Raw genomic sequence first — 17,373 nt, forward strand, 5'->3', positions numbered from 1 at the left:
TTTAGAATCATTATTCGGTAATCAGTCGCAACTGCTTCGCTCCCACACGGGCTTTCAGCCATTCGCCAATCTTTGCTTTCTCGGTAGCGGACGGATGATGTTTAAACTTCATCACTGCCAGGGTCACGGTATCGGTTTTCATCGAATCGACCCGCACTTCGAGCGACTGGGCGATGGAAAGCGTAGTGACCGAAGGATAGAGCACCTTCAGTTCGGGCACCAACGTACGGCTCATCGCATCGTACGTTCTATACCGTTCGAGCGTCGTTTCCAGTTGGGATATTTTCACTTTCTGTTCCTGGAGGCGTTGCTCGCTGTTCTTGTAGAAGTCTTCCATCACCATAGCGCGAATGGAAGAGACATCTACCGCTTCGTTGTTCATGCCTTGCAACACAGTGAGTTTCGTATCTTCGAGTTTGTACTCTTTCAGTTTGCTGCGGGCAATGGAAATGGAGGCGTCGGGCACTTCCGACCCGATGAGCACGACACGCACTTCCTTGTGTTCGTAGCTGATTTTCTTGTCGAGCACCTGTGTGTCTTCAAAGGCCAACTGTTCGGTGATGAACCGGTTGGCAGCCGCTTCGTAGAAAGTTCCCTTAATGATACCAAACGTCAGGTAGATGGCCGGGCACATCGTCAAGACCACAATCAGAACGATGTATTTACGCACCTTCTTTTCGCGGGTTTTATCCATAAACTCTTTCCGTTGGAAATGCATCACACGCACGCCGATGAAAGTGGCCAGGCTGATAAATACCGAGTTGATGAAGTAGAGATAGAAAGCTCCCAGGAAATAAATCAGGTTGCCCGACGCCAATCCGTATCCTGCCGTACAGAGCGGCGGCATCAATGCAGTGGCGATGGCAACACCGGGAATCACGTTTCCTTTTTCCCTCGTGGAAAGCGCCACCACGCCTGCCAAACCGCCGAAAAGCGCGATGAATACGTCGTAGATAGTGGGCGACGTGCGTGCCAACAGTTCGGATTGCGAACCGGCAATCGGTGCGAGAAGGAAGAAAACAGTGGCCGTCGTCACACTGAAAGCGGTGGTGATAAGGAAACTCTTCAAAGAGCGTTTCATCAGTTCAAAATCGTTCAGCCCGACAGACAGGCCTACGCCCATGATAGGCCCCATCAACGGAGAAATCAGCATGGCTCCGATGATGACGGCAGTAGAGTTCACATTCAGTCCGAGCGAAGCCATAAAGATGGCAAAGATAAGAATCCACAGGTTGGCTCCTTTGAATTCGACTCCTTTACGGATGGAGTCGACCGTGGCAAGTTCGTTGTCTTTATCCTTTTTCAAGTCCAGGTATTCGTACAGAAAGGACTTGATGGCAAATTTATTACGCTCATCTGTCTTCATGGTTATTTCTTCTTTATAAATCGGTTAATAATGGGAAGCTGGCTCAGCGGCAAGTCCCGTTTGATGATATAGCTTACAAACAATAACAAAAGCAGGGTACGAAAAGCAAGGCGGAGGGGAAGATTGGCTACGGGAACGTATTGCCCAATCAGATAGAGCGCCGTGGCGAGCAACACGTAGCTTCCGAGGCTTTTCAAGTCGTAATGAATCGGGTATTTCTTCTGGCCCATCCAGTAGGACAGCAACATGATGGTTGCATAGCCGACTACGGAAGCCCAAGCAGAAGCGACATAGCCGTAGGCAGGGACAAACAGGATATTCATTATTACGATAATGGCGCAGCCTATCAGGGAGAAATAGGCTCCCCAGCGTGTCTCGTCGGTCAGCTTGTACCAGAAAGAGAGGTTGAAGTAGATGCCTTTGCAGATTTCAGCAAGCATCACAATGGCCACTACGCCCAGCCCTTCCCAATAGCCGCGCGCCACGAGATAGCGCAGCAAGTCGAGATAGAACATCACGGCCAAAAAGGCCAGAAGGGAGAAGATAAGGAAATATTTCATGGCAGCCGCATACATTCTACGGTTGTCTCCTTCGCGCGACTTGCCGAACACAAACGGTTCGTAAGCATAGCGGAAGGCTTGTGTAAACATTGCCATCACCATCGCAATCTTGCTGGTAGCCGCGTAAATGCCCAATTGCACGAGTCCTTCGTGACGGTCTTCGAAAAGGAAGGGGTAAATCATCTTGTCCACCGTTTGGTTGAGAATGCCCACCAGCCCGAGAATCAATACCGGGAAAGAGTAGACAATCATGCGTTTCAGGAGTGCCTTATCCAACTTATAGGCAAAACCTCTCAGCTCGGGGATGAAGAAGAACATCTGGGCAACGGAGACTATCAGATTGCTGACAAAGATGTAGCCTATCAGATAGTCGGGGTCATAGAACCAGGAGACTGCCGCCGGACAATGTACATTCAGCCAGGGGCACAGGAGAAGAAAGAAGAGGTTCAGCCCGATACCACCGATGATGGAAAGCAACTTGATAGCGGCAAACTTTACCGCCCGTTTCTTATAGCGCAGATAGGCAAAGGGGATGCATTGGAAAGAATCCAAAGCTACCACTACGGCCATCATCGCTATAAATTCGGGATGGTTGCCGTAGTCCAGCAAATTGGAGATGGGCTGTAGGAACAGCAGGCAGAGAAAAACAAAAAACAGCGACAGCCCGCCTACCGAAAGCAAGGAGGTAGCGTACACTTTCATCGGGTCTTCGTCCGATTTGTTGGCGAAGCGAAAGAAGCCTGTCTCCATACCGAACGTAAGCAGCACAAGCATCAGGGCCGTGAACGCATAGACGTTCGATACGACCCCATATCCACCCGTAGACGCCGGCAGAACAGCCGTGTACAACGGAACCAACATATAATTAAGAAAGCGCCCGACAATGCTGCTCAGCCCGTAAATCGCCGTATCTTTTGCCAATGATTTCAATCCTGCCATATAGTTAGTGATTTAATATTCGATGCTTTAATACTTTAATGGATACAACCGGCTCAGGGAGCGTCAAATAATGTCTGCTGACTGCTGTAAAGGCTTCGTCCGAGATGTTTATAAGCGAGTTCCGTCACCTCACGCCCGCGAGGGGTGCGTTTCATGAATCCTTCCTTTATCAAGAAAGGTTCGTAAACTTCCTCAATCGTTCCCGCATCTTCTCCCAATGCCGTAGCAATGGTGCTGATGCCCACGGGACCGCCTTTGAACTTGTCTATGATGGTGCAGAGTATCTTGTTGTCTATCTCGTCCAAGCCATATTTGTCGATATTCAACGCTTCCAATGCAAACCGGGCAATTTCCGTATCAATCGAACCCGAGCCCTTCACCTGGGCAAAATCGCGCACGCGACGCAGCAAGGCGTTGGCTATACGCGGCGTCCCACGGCTGCGCGAAGCTATCTCCGACGCCGCACGTACCGAACAGGGCACATCCAGAATGGAAGAAGAACGGCGAATGATGCTGCTCAGGATGTCGTCGTCGTAATATTCGAGATGCAGGTTGATACCGAAACGCGCACGAAGCGGAGCCGTAAGCAGACCGCTACGCGTGGTTGCCCCCACCAGCGTGAAAGGATTCAAATCAATCTGTATGCTACGTGCCGAAGGACCCTTGTCAATCATGATGTCGATGCGGTAGTCCTCCATCGCAGAGTAAAGATACTCTTCCACCACGGGCGACAGACGGTGGATTTCGTCGATAAAGAGTACATCGTTTGGCTCAAGGCCGGTGAGCACCCCTGCCAAATCACCCGGTTTGTCAAGCACCGGACCGGAGGTGACCTTAAAACCGACGCCCAACTCGTTGGCGATGATGTTTGAAAGTGTTGTCTTTCCCAAGCCCGGAGGGCCGTGAAGCAGAACGTGGTCAAGCGCCTCGCCACGCAAGCGTGCCGCCTTCACAAAAATGCGAAGGTTTTCCACCACTTTGTCCTGTCCGCTAAAATCCTCAAAACTCAACGGGCGGAGCGCATTCTCGAAATCCCGTTCCCTTGAGGTAAGCTGATGTTCGCGTATGTTAAAATCTTCCTGTTCCATTTATATCTTCAAAGTAGGAGGCAAAGATAGAGATTTACATTCATTTTCAGTACAAGAAAAACGAATAAAACTCCACGCACGCCCCGAGAGGTAACCTTTTCGCCCGTTATTAGTTTATTTGAAACGTAATAATTACTTTTGCACGACGTATCGTATATAACACACGCTGTCAACTATGGTTTTAAATTACATCTGGATAGGATTCTTCATCGTTGCCTTTGTCATCGCCCTCGCAAAAGTGGTTTTCGCGGGTGACACGGAGATATTCACCGCCATCATGAACTCGACATTCGACTCCTCCAAAACGGCTTTCGAAATCTCCTTAGGGCTTACCGGAGTATTGGCTCTTTGGCTGGGCGTCATGAAAATCGGCGAAAACAGCGGGCTGATTAACGCACTGGCACGTTTTCTGAGTCCGGTGCTCTGCCGCCTGTTTCCCGACATACCCAAAGGACATCCCGTATTAGGCTCCATCTTCATGAATATGTCCGCCAATATGCTTGGGCTCGACAACGCCGCCACCCCGATGGGACTGAAGGCGATGAAAGAGCTACAGGAGTTAAATCCGAAGAAGGACACGGCTTCCAACCCGATGATTATGTTCTTAGTCATCAACACCTCGGGACTCGTGCTTATCCCCATCAGCATCATGGTATATCGCGCGCAAATGGGGGCTGCACAGCCGACCGATGTGTTTATCCCGATTCTGCTCAGCACGTTCCTCTCTACGTTGGTGGGTGTCATTGCTGTCAGTATCGCGCAGAAGATAAATCTGATTAACAAACCGATTCTGATATTGGCAGGTGTCGTCTGTCTCTTCTTCTCCGGACTAATTTACCTCTTTACCCACGTCTCGCGTGAGGAAATGGGAACTTATTCCACATTGGCTGCCAATATCATTCTGTTCGGAGTGATTGTGCTGTTCATTCTGACAGGCGTGAGGAAAAGAATCAATGTCTACGACTCCTTTGTTGAGGGGGCCAAAGAGGGGTTTGCCACCGCCGTACGCATCATTCCTTACCTGGTTGCTTTTCTTGTCGGCATCGCAGTGTTCCGCACCTCGGGGGCGATGGATTATGTGGTAAGCGGTATCGGTTATGTAGTCGGACTGTACGGCGTCGACACGAACTTCGTCGGGGCACTCCCCACCGCTCTGATGAAATCGTTGAGCGGAAGCGGTGCCAACGGGTTGATGATTGACACGATGAAAGAACTTGGACCCGACTCCTTTGTAGGACGCATGAGCTGCGTGGTGCGCGGCGCTTCGGACACCACGTTCTATATCCTTGCCGTCTATTTCGGCAGTGTAGGTATCAGTAAAACCCGCAACGCCATCACCTGCGGTCTGATAGCTGATTTCTCAGGTATCATAGCCGCCATCTTCATCAGTTATTTATTTTTCTTCTAAAAACTCATAAACATTCAATTATGGCTGTAACTTATCAAACGGAAGGGGTCAAAATGCCCGAAATAAAGAAACGTGAGACTACGGAATGGATAAAAGCCGTAGCCGCCTCCTACGGGAAAAGAGTTGGTGAAATCGCTTATATCTTTTGTTCCGACGAGAAGATTCTCGAAGTGAACCGCCAATATCTGCAACACGACTATTACACAGATATCATCACATTCGACTACTGCGAGGGCGACCGCCTAGCAGGCGACCTGTTTATCAGCCTCGACACGATACGTACCAACGCCGAACAGTTCGGCACGTCTTATGACGATGAACTGCACCGTGTCATCGTCCACGGGATACTCCATCTGTGCGGAATCGACGACAAAGGACCGGGCGAACGAGAGGTGATGGAAGCGGCGGAGAACAAGGCGCTAGCGATGAGGGGATGAGAAAAAAGGAGACAGTTGCATATTTGAGTACATCGGTCTGACCGTGGCAATCAAATAAAGGCCCAGCCCTTCAAAAATGCGATAATCCCTACTTTCGTTTGCACGAGGCAATGAGGTATGGTTCACGGCCTTACGAAAACCGAGATGATAAAGCATCGTGTTATGGGCTTCGAGGCATAGACAAATATCCCTCAGAGAATCACATCCTGTCAACTGTCCGAAAAACAGATGAAGGAGGTGATTGTAACTGCTGAGATTTTTGGTATGCCAATCTCCTTTATATTGCTTTACGAGTTTATCAAACTGATAACGCGGTATATACTCGACTACTTGGGAAAATACAAACTTGCCTTGATTCATAATCCTGATATGTTGAAACTACAGGACTAATAAATCATTTTCAAATCAAAAAATCAATGAATGCTTATATTTGATTAAAAATTAATCGTTTAACTACAGTAATGTGGTTTTTATCGCACCACTAATAACGTAATAGTAAGAATATAAATTTGAATTCAGGGGTGAATACAAAATTAAATATTAATTTTGTATTCAAAAGATAGAAGCATATGAAAAAGATGTGTTTATGAACAATATTAACTTAAAAATGAATAGTTATGAATAAAAACATATTAGCAATTTTGGCATTTATACTTGTTGTTGTAAGTGTAAGTATTTGTGTTTTTCAGCAGAAAGAAGAACATATGTCGGATATAATGTGGTAATATAGAAGCATTAGCACAAGGAGAAGGAAGTGGAAACTATGATTGTGTAGCACCTTATACTATAAAGTGTTCTCAAGAGGGAAGTGTAAGAGTTCCCGGTTACAGAATGGATAAATAATTTACTTTATTTTACATTTTTCTCTATGACTTCTATCTTACTTATTGTAGTTGTTTGATTTTTAAAGATTTTACCAATGAAACATTATATGTCGTTTTTTTATGCATTGTTGCTGAGTTTTCTTTTAGCGGCGTGCACCGGGCGTAAGCAGGATATGCTTTCGTTGTTTGCTTCTATAGATAAAGCTGAAATTTTCAAGTTGGACATAGAGACCGACAGTATTCGCAATCCATATCTGATGGAATGTGCGGAAGGGAAATTATTTTTTGCCAACATGAATTATTCGTCATTGATTTCAGTATTCGACTTGTCATCGGGCAAACATACCGGAGACTTCTTGACCCGAGGAGAAGGGCCTGAAGAAACCTTGTTTGTTTCAAACCTGGCAGGATGTGGCGGAAAACTCTCTGTATTTGATTCTGACAAGCAAAAGGTGGTTTTCTATCACATTACGAAAGATAGTTTGGCCAAGTCTTCGTGTATAGAATTGCAGAATGACACCAGTTTCCTTTTTTCCACGTTTAATTGTTTGCCTTTGGATGCCGGCCGAATAGCCGCTACCGGCCTTACGAAGGAGCATAGGATTGTTTTGTTGGATGGTCATGGTGTGCCTTATCAGGCTTTTGGGGATTATCCCGGTGCGCGTGCAAAGGCATCTGGTGTGGAGAATGGATTTGCATACCAAGGCTTTATGGTTTATCAACCGGACAAGGAAGTCCTGGCTATCGGTTCCAGTTTCGGAGAGTCTGTTCTTTTTTATGATTTGCGCAAGGTGGAAACTCCGGCCTTGTTGAAGGAGCACACTTGTGCTGTTCCTCAGTATAGGAATACATCTGACAAACAAAGCCAAAGTGTAGCTTTCGGGCAAGATAATATTATGGGTTTTCTTTCTCTGAAGGCTTCAGAGCAATATTGCATCGGTCTGTATAACGGTCACAAGCGTGTCGGCATGGAATATGGTGGAGATAAATTGTTGTTGTTTGATTGGAACGGAAGCCCTGTGAAATGCCTGCAACTGGACCAGACGTACGAACAGATGGCCTATGATGAACAAGGCAATCGGGTTATCCTGTTGGGTCTGGACAAGGTGACAGGTGAATATAAAGTAACGGCGGTGCAGATTTAGGTTTCTTCTCCTGCATACGGGCATAAAAAAAGAGGGTGTGTCAAAATGAAGTGCACCCCAAAAGTTAGACAAAAAACTTTTGGGGTGCATTCTTTATGAAATACACTTTTGAAAAAAAGCTCAATATAGTGAGCAGGGTAAAAGCCGGTTGTCCAATTAGACAGTTGGCAAAAGAAAACAACCTACACGAGAATAAAATTCTCGATTGGGTACGTTTATATGATAGATACGGGGTTGATATCCTAAGAAAACGTCCCAAGATAAAGCCTACAAGTGATTTTAAGGAACAAGTTGTACGCGAGATATTGGAAAAAGGATTACCTTTGTCCCATGCATTGATAAAGTACCGTATAAGCCGTATAGCACTTGAAGGCTGGGTTCGTACGGTTCGTAAACATGGATATGCGGAATTCATATATTTAAACGTAGAGGCAGACCTTCCCAAACTATGGCAAGACCTAAGAAAAAAAGAACCTCAGACTGAATTGGAAAAGCTTCAGGCGGAAAACTTGCGTCTGAGGGCAGAGAATGCGTTGCTAAAAAAGTGAAGGCCTTAGTCGAGGAACAGGAAGCCCGGGCACGTCTCAATGGGCAGAAGCCATCGACGAACTAAGGTCCGAATATCCTCTTGACTTATTATTGGAGTTAAGAAAGATGGCTCGTTCCGTATTCTATTATCATCTGAAACGGCTTGAGGAACAAGATAAATACGCAGTGGAGAAAGAAGAAATCAAATCCATTTTCCATGAGCACAAAGGACGTTATGGTTATAGACGGATCACTTGGGAGATGCGGAACCGTGGTTATGTCATCAACCACAAGACCGTGCAGCGCCTCATGACAGAAATGCATATCAAATGCAAGATGCGCAAGGTGCGTTATCGTTCTTATAAAGGAGAAGTTGGCAGTCTCGCCCCCAACATAATAGGACGTGACTTTGTTGCTACTAAGCCCAACCGTAAATGGGCGACTGATGTAACACAGATAAATATAGGGGCTACGAAACTATATCTGTCGCCTATTCTTGATATGTTCAATGGTGAGATTATTTCCCATAACATATCTAACAGCCCTAATCTTGAACAAGTATATGATATGCTCGATAAAGCATTTGATAAGTGTGATAACCTTGACGGACTCGTACTTCATTCTGATCAAGGTTGGCAATACCAACACTTCGGATATCGGAAAAGGCTTGAAGAGTATCATATAATTCAAAGTATGTCGAGAAAGGGAAACTGTCTGGACAACTCTATGATGGAGAATTTTTTCGGAATTATGAAATCTGAACTTCTATACGCTGAAAAGTTCGAGTCTCCGGAAGACTTCATAAAGGCTTTGGAAGAATATATAGATTATATAATAATAAAAGAATTAAGTCCAGATTAAAAGGAAAGAGTCCAGTACAATACCGAACTCTTTCTATAACTGGATAATGTTTAATCTGTCTAAATTTTTGAGGTCACTTCACCTCACACTTCTCTCTAAGCAACAAATATCTTGCTAACATTGACAGAATGGAAAGTAAAAGAGAGCAGAGAATAAGGCACAAAAAAAGAGCGAATAACTCCGCCCCCTTAAAAGAATCCCCCTAATGGGATTCTTCTTTTTCATCTACTAATTACCTAAAAACAAATCTTAAAATCTAATACCTCAATTTTATAAACTAATACTTTTCCTTTTTTCACCTTATTCTAATATCTAAAACTTCAGTGGTTTCACAACCACACTGCAAAGGTATAGCTGTTTCGGAAAATGACAAGAGCTATCACACAAAAAATGAGAATTACGCCTGTTTTCTTGATTTATATCAATTCGAAGGGCTAAAATTAGTACTCCGCGCTCCAGTTTACCCTACATTACGGAGCACTTCAAACTAACAAAAAGTAAGCACAAAGCAGCATACGAAAACAGAATACAGACATTTTGAAAGGACATAGGGATAAATAAGAGCGAAACAACCCATCTCCTACAAACAATCTGTATTTCCCTAACCCGAAATCCTTGCGTTTTTTACAACGAAGCCGCACTCCCGCCCGATTTTTCGGAAGCAAAAGGAGGAGGAAGATATATTTCTCACAACTTTTCTGTAACTTTGCAGCGTTTGATAATAAATAAGATACGAATGGATTTTAAGTACGACGTAATTGTAATTGGTGCCGGACACGCCGGTTGCGAAGCAGCCGCCGCTGCTGCCAATTTAGGCTCCAAGACCTGTCTCATCACTATGGACATGAACAAGATTGGACAGATGAGTTGCAACCCTGCCGTCGGCGGTATTGCCAAAGGACAAATAGTACGTGAGATAGATGCACTGGGCGGACAGATGGGACTGGTGACAGACGAAACTGCCATCCAATTCCGCATACTGAACCGCTCGAAAGGCCCCGCCATGTGGAGCCCCCGCGCCCAATGCGACCGCGCCAAGTTTATCTGGTCATGGCGGGAACGGTTAGAGAATACACCCAATCTCCACATCTGGCAAGATACCGTATGCGAACTTCTCGTCGAAAACGGCGAAGTGACCGGACTCGTCACCGCATGGGGCGTCACCTTTAAGGCAAAATGCATCGTAATCACCGCAGGAACTTTCCTCAACGGACTGATGCACATCGGACGCCACCGCCTGCCGGGCGGAAGAATGGCAGAACCCGCTTCCTACCAACTGACCGAATCCATCGCCCGCCACGGCATCACCTACGGACGGATGAAAACCGGAACTCCCGTACGTATCGACGCACGCAGCGTACATTTCGACCTGATGGAGACACAGGACGGAGAGTGCGACTTCCACAAGTTCTCTTTCATGAATACCGGCGCCCGCCCCTTGAAACAACTCCAATGCTGGACGTGCTATACCAACGAAGAGGTACACCGGATTCTGCGCGACGGATTACCGGATTCTCCCCTATTCAACGGGCAAATTCAAAGCATCGGCCCGCGCTACTGTCCCAGCATCGAGACGAAGATTGTCACTTTCCCCGATAAGACCCAACATCAACTGTTTCTCGAACCGGAAGGCGAAACCACACAAGAGTTATATCTCAACGGCTTCTCTTCCTCACTTCCGATGGATATCCAAATCGCAGCCTTAAAGAAAATCCCGGCTTTCAAAGACATGGTTATTTACCGTCCGGGGTATGCGATAGAGTACGATTACTTCGATCCGACACAACTGAAACATACGTTGGAATCGAAAATCATCGGCAACTTGTTCTTCGCCGGACAAGTAAACGGCACTACCGGATATGAAGAAGCAGGCGGACAAGGGTTGATAGCGGGAATCAACGCCCACATCAACTGCCACGGCGGAGAAGCCTTCACGTTAGCACGCGATGAAGCATACATCGGCGTGTTAATCGACGATTTGGTTACGAAAGGCGTTGACGAACCTTACCGTATGTTTACCTCACGTGCCGAATATCGCATCCTGCTCCGCATGGACGACGCCGATATGCGCCTTACCGAACGGGCTTATAACCTCGGATTGGCAAAAGAAGACCGTTACCAGCTAATGAAAAGCAAAAAAGAAGCGGTAGAGCACATCGTATCATTCGCACACAGCTATTCGATGAAACCGGCTTTAATCAATGAAGCACTCGAAAAGATAGGAACAACTCCCCTACGTCAAGGCTGCAAACTGATAGAAATCCTGAACCGCCCGCAAGTGACGATTGAGAATATCTCGGAATATGTTCCCGCCTTTCAACGGGCAATAGAGAAAGCGACAAGCACCAATCAAGACCGCAAGGAAGAGATAATCGAAGCTGCCGAAATCTTAATCAAGTATCAAGGATATATCGACAGAGAACGGATGATAGCAGAGAAATTGGCAAGACTTGAAAGCATAAAGATAAAAGGTAAATTTGACTACGCCTCCATCCAATCGTTATCTACGGAAGCCCGCCAGAAGCTGATAAAGATAGACCCGGAAACAATAGCCCAGGCAAGCCGTATCCCCGGCGTATCGCCAAGCGACATCAACGTACTATTGGTGCTTTCGAGACGATAGCCGGCCAACGTTTCACGTGAAACAAAACATTTAAAGAAACGATATAATTCAATGATTATGAGCAAACAAACGCTAATCAAAAGTATTCGAGAGATACCTGACTTCCCAATCCCGGGCATTCTGTTCTATGACGTCACTACGCTATTCAAAGACCCGTGGTGCTTGCAGGAGCTATCCAACATGATGTACGAGAAGTACAAGGACAAAGGCATCACGAAAGTAGTAGGAATAGAATCCAGAGGTTTCATCATGGGGCCTATCCTTGCCACTCGTCTCAACGCCGGATTCGTTCCCATCCGCAAACCCGGCAAGCTCCCGGCAGAGACATTGGAAGAGAGCTACGACAAGGAGTACGGTAAAGACACCGTTCAAATCCACAAAGACGCATTGGATGAGAATGATGTTATTCTTCTACACGATGACCTGTTGGCAACTGGCGGCACAATGAAAGCCGCCTGCGACTTAGTGAAGAAACTGAAGCCGAAGAAGGTGTACGTCAACTTCATCATTGAGCTGAAAGAACTGAACGGAAAATCGGTATTCGGAGACGATGTAGAAGTAGAATCCATATTGTCTTTATAAAGGATTTGATTATATTTGCAGGGCGTAGTCAGACTACGCCCTTTTTATTTTACCCATCTCTCAGCCTAACGATTATGAACGCAGAAACGGAGAAGAAAACCAGCGAATACTTGAAAGGGATTGTAGCTAACCTTCCCGACAAGCCCGGCATCTACCAATATCTCAACGCCGAAGGAACGATTATATACGTTGGAAAGGCGAAAAACCTGAAGAAAAGGGTCTACTCTTATTTCAGCAAGGAGCACGAGCCGGGCAAGACACGGGTACTGGTGAGCAAGATTGCCGATATCCGCTACATCGTAGTCAACACGGAGGAAGACGCGTTGCTGTTGGAGAATAATCTGATAAAGAAGTATAAGCCGCGCTACAATGTATTATTGAAAGACGACAAGACCTACCCTTCCATCTGCGTACAGAATGAGTATTTTCCCCGCATTTTCAGAACAAGGAAGATTATCAGGAACGGCTCTTCCTACTACGGGCCGTACAGCCATATCCCGTCGATGAATGCAGTATTGGATTTGATAAAGCACCTGTATCCTTTACGCACCTGCCATCTGAATCTGACGCCAGAGAACATACGGGCGGGCAAGTTCAATGTATGTCTGGAGTATCACATCAAGAATTGTGCAGGGCCGTGCATCGGACTTCAATCGCAGGAAGAATACCTCAAAAACATCGATGAAATCAAAGAAATTCTGAAAGGGAACACGCAAGACATCAGCCGGATGTTGTTGGAGAAGATGCAGGTATTGGCAAGTGAGATGAAATTTGAAGAAGCGCAGAAGATAAAAGAGAAATACCTGTTGATAGAGAATTACCGTTCGAAGTCAGAAGTGGTAAGTTCGGTGCTGCACAATATTGATGTGTTTGCTATCGAAGAAGACGAATCAAACTCCGCTTTCATCAATTACCTGCACATTACAAACGGAGCCGTCAACCAAGCATTCACTTTCGAATACAAAAAGAAGCTGAACGAATCGAAAGAGGAGCTTCTGACATTAGGCATTATCGAGATGCGCGAACGTTACAAAAGCCAGTCGAAAGAGATTATCGTTCCTTTTGAACTCGATTTGGAATTGAATAATGTCGTTTTCACCGTACCCCAACGGGGAGACAAAAAGAAATTGTTAGAGCTTTCCATCTTAAACGTGAAGCAATACAAGGCCGACCGTTTGAAGCAGGCGGAAAAGCTGAACCCCGAACAGAGAAGTATGCGCCTGATGAAAGAGATTCAGCAGGAGTTGCATTTGGAGAGACCGCCTTTGCAGATTGAGTGTTTCGACAACTCGAACATACAGGGTGCCGACGCGGTGGCGGCTTGCGTCGTATTCAAAAAGGCGAAGCCATCGAAGAAAGACTACAGAAAATACAATATAAAGACCGTTGTAGGTCCGGATGATTACGCCTCGATGAAGGAGGTGGTAAGAAGACGTTACCAACGCGCCATCGAAGAGAACGCCCCCCTGCCCGATTTGATTATTACCGACGGTGGAAAGGGACAGATGGAAGTAGTGAGAGAAGTTGTCGAAGAGGAACTGAACCTGCACATTCCCATTGCCGGACTGGCAAAAGACAACCGCCACCGCACCTCGGAATTGCTTTTCGGATTTCCGCCACAGACCATCGGCATCAAGCAGCACAGCCCGCTGTTCCGCCTGCTGACGCAGATTCAAGACGAAGTACACCGTTTTGCCATCAGTTTCCACCGCGACAAGCGCAGCAAACGGCAGGTAGCCTCTGCGTTAGACAACATCAAGGGAATTGGAGAAAAGACGAAAACCGCCCTCCTGAAAGAGTTCAAGAGCGTGAAGCGGATAAAGGAGGCTTCGCTGGAAGAGATTAGCACCGTCGTAGGAGAAGCGAAAGCGAAAGCCGTAAAGGCGGAATTGAACAACGAAGAAACCGGAAACAGGCAAGAAATGGCTACTTCGTAATATTTCCCCCCCCGACGCATCGTTTTTCTCTTCCGAATTTCGTAATTTTGCTCTCTGTAATGACGAAATAGACAAACCATCATGCGAATAGTTATACAACGGGTAAGCCGCGCATCGGTAACGATTGAAGGAAACTGCAAATCGTCCATCGGAAAAGGGATGCTGATACTGGTTGGCATAGAGGAAGCCGACGGGCAGGAAGACATTGACTGGCTCTGCAAAAAGATAGTCAACCTGCGCATTTTTGACGATGAAAACGGAGTAATGAACAAATCCATTCTGGAAGACGGAGGCGACCTGTTGGTCATCAGCCAGTTCACCCTGCACGCCTCCACGAAAAAAGGCAACCGCCCCTCCTACATCAAGGCTGCCAAGCCCGACATTTCCGTTCCGCTCTACGAACGGTTCTGCAAGGACTTGAGCGATGCATTGGGAAAGGAAATAGGCACAGGCCGCTTCGGAGCAGACATGAAGGTCGAACTTTTGAACGACGGCCCTGTCACGATATGCATGGACACCAAAAACAAAGAATAACCACCAACTCCACCAACGATTATGACTTTGGAAGAAGCCCAGAAACAAGTAGACCAATGGATTAAGACCTACGGCGTACGCTACTTCAGCGAATTGACAAATATGGCGGTTCTAACGGAAGAAGTAGGCGAACTGGCACGCGTAATGGCGCGCAAATATGGCGACCAATCCTTCAAGGAAGGCGAGAAAGAGAACCTTGACGAAGAGATGGCAGACGTCCTTTGGGTGCTTCTCTGCCTCGCCAACCAAACGGGCGTAGACCTCACCTCCGCCTTGCAGAAAAGCATCGAAAAGAAGACGAAACGAGATAATCAAAGACATATCAATAATCCAAAACTGAAAGAACATGGAAAATAATAACTCACAACTCAACAAGTACGACGCCACACTGGCCAAGTACAACACCCATCTGAGCGATGCCGACATCCAGGCTCGTGTAGCCGAACTAATCGAGAAAAAAGTACCGGAAAACAATACGGAAGAAGTGAAGAAATTCCTGTTCAACTGCATCGACCTGACTACGCTGAACAGCACCGACAGCGACGAAAGCGTGATGCATTTCACGGAGAAGGTCAACAAGTTCGACGACGAATACCCCGATTTGAAGAACGTTGCCGCCATCTGCGTTTATCCCAATTTTGCCGCCATCGTGAAAAACACGCTCGAAGTGGACGGCGTCAACATCGCCTGCGTATCGGGCGGATTCCCCTCTTCGCAGACCTTTATCGAAGTGAAAGTGGCAGAGACCGCATTGGCCATTGCAGACGGGGCAGACGAGATAGACATCGTCATCTCCGTAGGCAAATTCCTGAGCGGCGACTACGAAGGAATGTGCGAAGAGATTGAAGAGCTGAAGGAAGTGTGCAAGGAGCGCCACCTCAAAGTCATCCTCGAAACAGGAGCTTTAAAGAGCGCTTCCAACATCAAAAAAGCCTCTATCCTCTCCATGTACTCGGGTGCGGACTTCATCAAGACCTCCACAGGCAAGCAGCAGCCCGCCGCCACTCCAGAAGCCGCTTATGTGATGTGCGAAGCCATCAGAGAATATCACCAGAAGACAGGAAACAAAGTCGGTTTCAAGCCCGCAGGCGGAATCAACACGGTAAACGACGCACTCGTTTATTACACCATCGTCAAAGAGGTGCTGGGCGAAGAGTGGCTCAACAACCAACTGTTCCGTTTGGGAACAAGCCGCCTTGCCAATCTGCTGCTTTCGGATATCGAAGGCGAAGAAATCAAGTTCTTCTGACAGAAAGGCTACAAAAGCAATCAAATATGCCTTGCCGCGCCGGCTCTTTACGGAAGCCGACGCGGTATTTTTTTTGAGGACTCCCCCGTCCGCTTCCCCACCTGCCATACGAAGCAATTGCAGCTTCATATTCAGGCAGTTACAGCTCATATATATGCTGCGTGCAGGAGATATAGATGCTGAACATTGGACATATAGATGCTGGGATCAGGAGATATATGCGGTGGAAACAGGAGATATATGCGCTGCAACCCCCTCATACTGAGCGGGGAAAGAGCGGACAATTCTTTTAGCTGAAGGAGGGCTATTTCGCACGGTTTACCACATAATCCAAATAAGCACGGAGCGCCGTGCAGATATCCGAATCGGGCAAAGCGGCCAACAAGTCGAAGGCTTTCTGCTTATACGCGTTCATCGTCGCCACCGCATACTCGATACCGCCGTTATCTTTGACAAACCCAACCAGGCGGCTTATTTCATCGAGCGTAGCCGTGCCCTCTTTTACTTTAATGGCAATCGCTTGCGCATCCTTATCTCCCGTTTTGTTGAGCACGTACAAAGTGGGCAGTGTCAGTTTGCCTTCAAGCATATCGTTGCCGGTGGGCTTGCCGATTTCCTTGCTATCAAAATAATCGAAGATATCGTCTTTAATCTGGAAACAGATTCCGATATATTCGCCCAGCAAGCGGGCAAACTCGGCGTGCTCCTCTCCCACCCCGACGGAATAAGCGGCAGCTTTGGTGCAGGCGGCAAAAAGAGCAGCGGTTTTCTTACGGATTACATCGAAATAGACAGATTCGGAGAAGTCATGGTTACTTACATTGGAAAGCTGGAGCAATTCACCGTCGGCAAGTTCCTGCCCCAACGAAGCCACCAGGCGGATGATGGAGTGATTGTGCGTCTGTTCGGCATGAACCAGACTCGTGGCCAGCATATAATCACCCGTCAGGACAGCCACCTTGTTATTGAAGATGGCATTCACCGAAAGCTGCCCGCGACGCTTGGTACTTTCGTCCACCACATCATCGTGTATCAGACTGGCCGTATGAAGCAGTTCCAAAGAGACTGCCGCGTGAAGCGTGGAAGCGCAGACTACACCGTAAAGGCGCGCTACCAACAAGACGAGGACCGGACGCATCATCTTGCCATTCTTTTGCCGTATATGGGATATGACGCTGTCGAGCAATGTATTCGAACTGGAGAGCGAACTATCAAAAAGTTTCTTAAAGTTCGCCAAATCCGCTTCAATCGGAGTTGTGATGAGTAAAATACTGTCCATTTAAAACACAATT

At 46.9% G+C, this 17,373-nt stretch carries 15 protein-coding genes and 1 pseudogene; 11 read left to right on the forward strand and 5 right to left on the reverse strand.

The annotated features are described in order from the left end of the window. Nucleotides 1-10 precede the first annotated feature (10 nt). The 3 genes from QZ331_RS02330 to ruvB are packed head-to-tail and all read right to left on the reverse strand — an operon-like array spanning nt 11 to nt 3,953. A complete protein-coding gene (locus QZ331_RS02330) occupies nt 11-1,366 on the reverse strand; it encodes a TIGR00341 family protein (RefSeq protein ID WP_294627701.1) in 1,356 nt (451 codons plus the stop codon). Nucleotides 1,367-1,368: 2 nt separating this feature from the next. Then, nucleotides 1,369-2,865 carry a polysaccharide biosynthesis C-terminal domain-containing protein gene (locus QZ331_RS02335; RefSeq protein ID WP_294627703.1) on the reverse strand — a complete coding sequence of 499 codons (1,497 nt, stop codon included), beginning with the start codon at nt 2,863-2,865 and terminating at the stop codon, nt 1,369-1,371. A 53-nt stretch (nt 2,866-2,918) separates the two neighbouring features. Further along, nucleotides 2,919-3,953 carry a Holliday junction branch migration DNA helicase RuvB gene (ruvB, locus tag QZ331_RS02340; RefSeq protein ID WP_294627705.1) on the reverse strand — a complete coding sequence of 345 codons (1,035 nt, stop codon included), beginning with the start codon at nt 3,951-3,953 and terminating at the stop codon, nt 2,919-2,921. Nucleotides 3,954-4,128: 175 nt separating this feature from the next. Here ruvB and QZ331_RS02345 point away from each other — a divergent pair, with 175 nt between their 5' ends. Continuing rightward, nucleotides 4,129-5,361: a nucleoside recognition domain-containing protein gene (locus tag QZ331_RS02345; protein WP_294627707.1), complete on the forward strand. Its 1,233-nt coding sequence runs from the start codon at nt 4,129-4,131 to the stop codon at nt 5,359-5,361. Between the two features lie 20 nt (nt 5,362-5,381). Continuing rightward, on the forward strand, nt 5,382-5,798 hold the full coding sequence (ybeY, locus tag QZ331_RS02350) for an rRNA maturation RNase YbeY (protein ID WP_294627709.1): 417 nt from the start codon (nt 5,382-5,384) through the stop codon (nt 5,796-5,798). On the opposite strand, the gene QZ331_RS02355 is transcribed toward ybeY, so the two are convergent. Further along, nucleotides 5,781-6,158 carry a DUF4372 domain-containing protein gene (locus QZ331_RS02355; RefSeq protein WP_294627711.1) on the reverse strand — a complete coding sequence of 126 codons (378 nt, stop codon included), beginning with the start codon at nt 6,156-6,158 and terminating at the stop codon, nt 5,781-5,783. The two genes, ybeY and QZ331_RS02355, sit on opposite strands and share 18 nt — an antisense overlap. A 559-nt stretch (nt 6,159-6,717) precedes the next feature. On the opposite strand from QZ331_RS02355, the gene QZ331_RS02360 reads away from it, so the two are divergent. The 9 genes and pseudogenes from QZ331_RS02360 (at nt 6,718) to deoC (ending at nt 16,081) form a co-directional block, all read left to right on the forward strand. Further along, nucleotides 6,718-7,767 carry a BF3164 family lipoprotein gene (locus tag QZ331_RS02360; protein WP_294627713.1) on the forward strand — a complete coding sequence of 350 codons (1,050 nt, stop codon included), beginning with the start codon at nt 6,718-6,720 and terminating at the stop codon, nt 7,765-7,767. Nucleotides 7,768-7,862: 95 nt separating this feature from the next. Continuing rightward, a complete protein-coding gene (locus QZ331_RS02365) occupies nt 7,863-8,315 on the forward strand; it encodes a transposase (RefSeq protein WP_294627715.1) in 453 nt (150 codons plus the stop codon). Nucleotides 8,316-8,406: 91 nt separating this feature from the next. Continuing rightward, nucleotides 8,407-9,203, forward strand: a pseudogene (locus QZ331_RS02370) (IS3 family transposase). A 689-nt stretch (nt 9,204-9,892) separates the two neighbouring features. Beyond that, entirely contained in the window at nt 9,893-11,779 is a 1,887-nt protein-coding gene (gene mnmG, locus QZ331_RS02375) for a tRNA uridine-5-carboxymethylaminomethyl(34) synthesis enzyme MnmG (RefSeq protein ID WP_294627719.1), read from the forward strand. 51 nt (nt 11,780-11,830) lie between these two features. Then, entirely contained in the window at nt 11,831-12,361 is a 531-nt protein-coding gene (locus tag QZ331_RS02380) for an adenine phosphoribosyltransferase (RefSeq protein ID WP_294627721.1), read from the forward strand. A gap of 74 nt (nt 12,362-12,435) precedes the next feature. Beyond that, entirely contained in the window at nt 12,436-14,298 is a 1,863-nt protein-coding gene (gene uvrC / locus QZ331_RS02385) for an excinuclease ABC subunit UvrC (protein ID WP_294627723.1), read from the forward strand. An 81-nt stretch (nt 14,299-14,379) separates the two neighbouring features. Next, nucleotides 14,380-14,832, forward strand: a complete 453-nt coding sequence (dtd, locus tag QZ331_RS02390; RefSeq protein ID WP_294627725.1) for a D-aminoacyl-tRNA deacylase — start codon at nt 14,380-14,382, stop codon at nt 14,830-14,832. A 21-nt stretch (nt 14,833-14,853) separates the two neighbouring features. Further along, complete coding sequence (locus tag QZ331_RS02395; protein WP_294627727.1) at nt 14,854-15,189, forward strand: nucleotide pyrophosphohydrolase; 336 nt, start codon at nt 14,854-14,856, stop codon at nt 15,187-15,189. Continuing rightward, nucleotides 15,179-16,081 carry a deoxyribose-phosphate aldolase gene (gene deoC / locus QZ331_RS02400; RefSeq protein WP_294627729.1) on the forward strand — a complete coding sequence of 301 codons (903 nt, stop codon included), beginning with the start codon at nt 15,179-15,181 and terminating at the stop codon, nt 16,079-16,081. Before QZ331_RS02395 ends, deoC begins: the two co-directional genes overlap by 11 nt. A gap of 304 nt (nt 16,082-16,385) precedes the next feature. On the opposite strand, the gene QZ331_RS02405 is transcribed toward deoC, so the two are convergent. Continuing rightward, nucleotides 16,386-17,360 (reverse strand): polyprenyl synthetase family protein, encoded by a 975-nt coding sequence (locus QZ331_RS02405; protein WP_294627731.1) that lies wholly within the window; start codon nt 17,358-17,360, stop codon nt 16,386-16,388. Nucleotides 17,361-17,373: the final 13 nt, after the last annotated feature.

Source organism: uncultured Bacteroides sp. (assembly GCF_910586915.1).
Classification (GTDB): Bacteria; Bacteroidota; Bacteroidia; order Bacteroidales; family Bacteroidaceae; genus Bacteroides.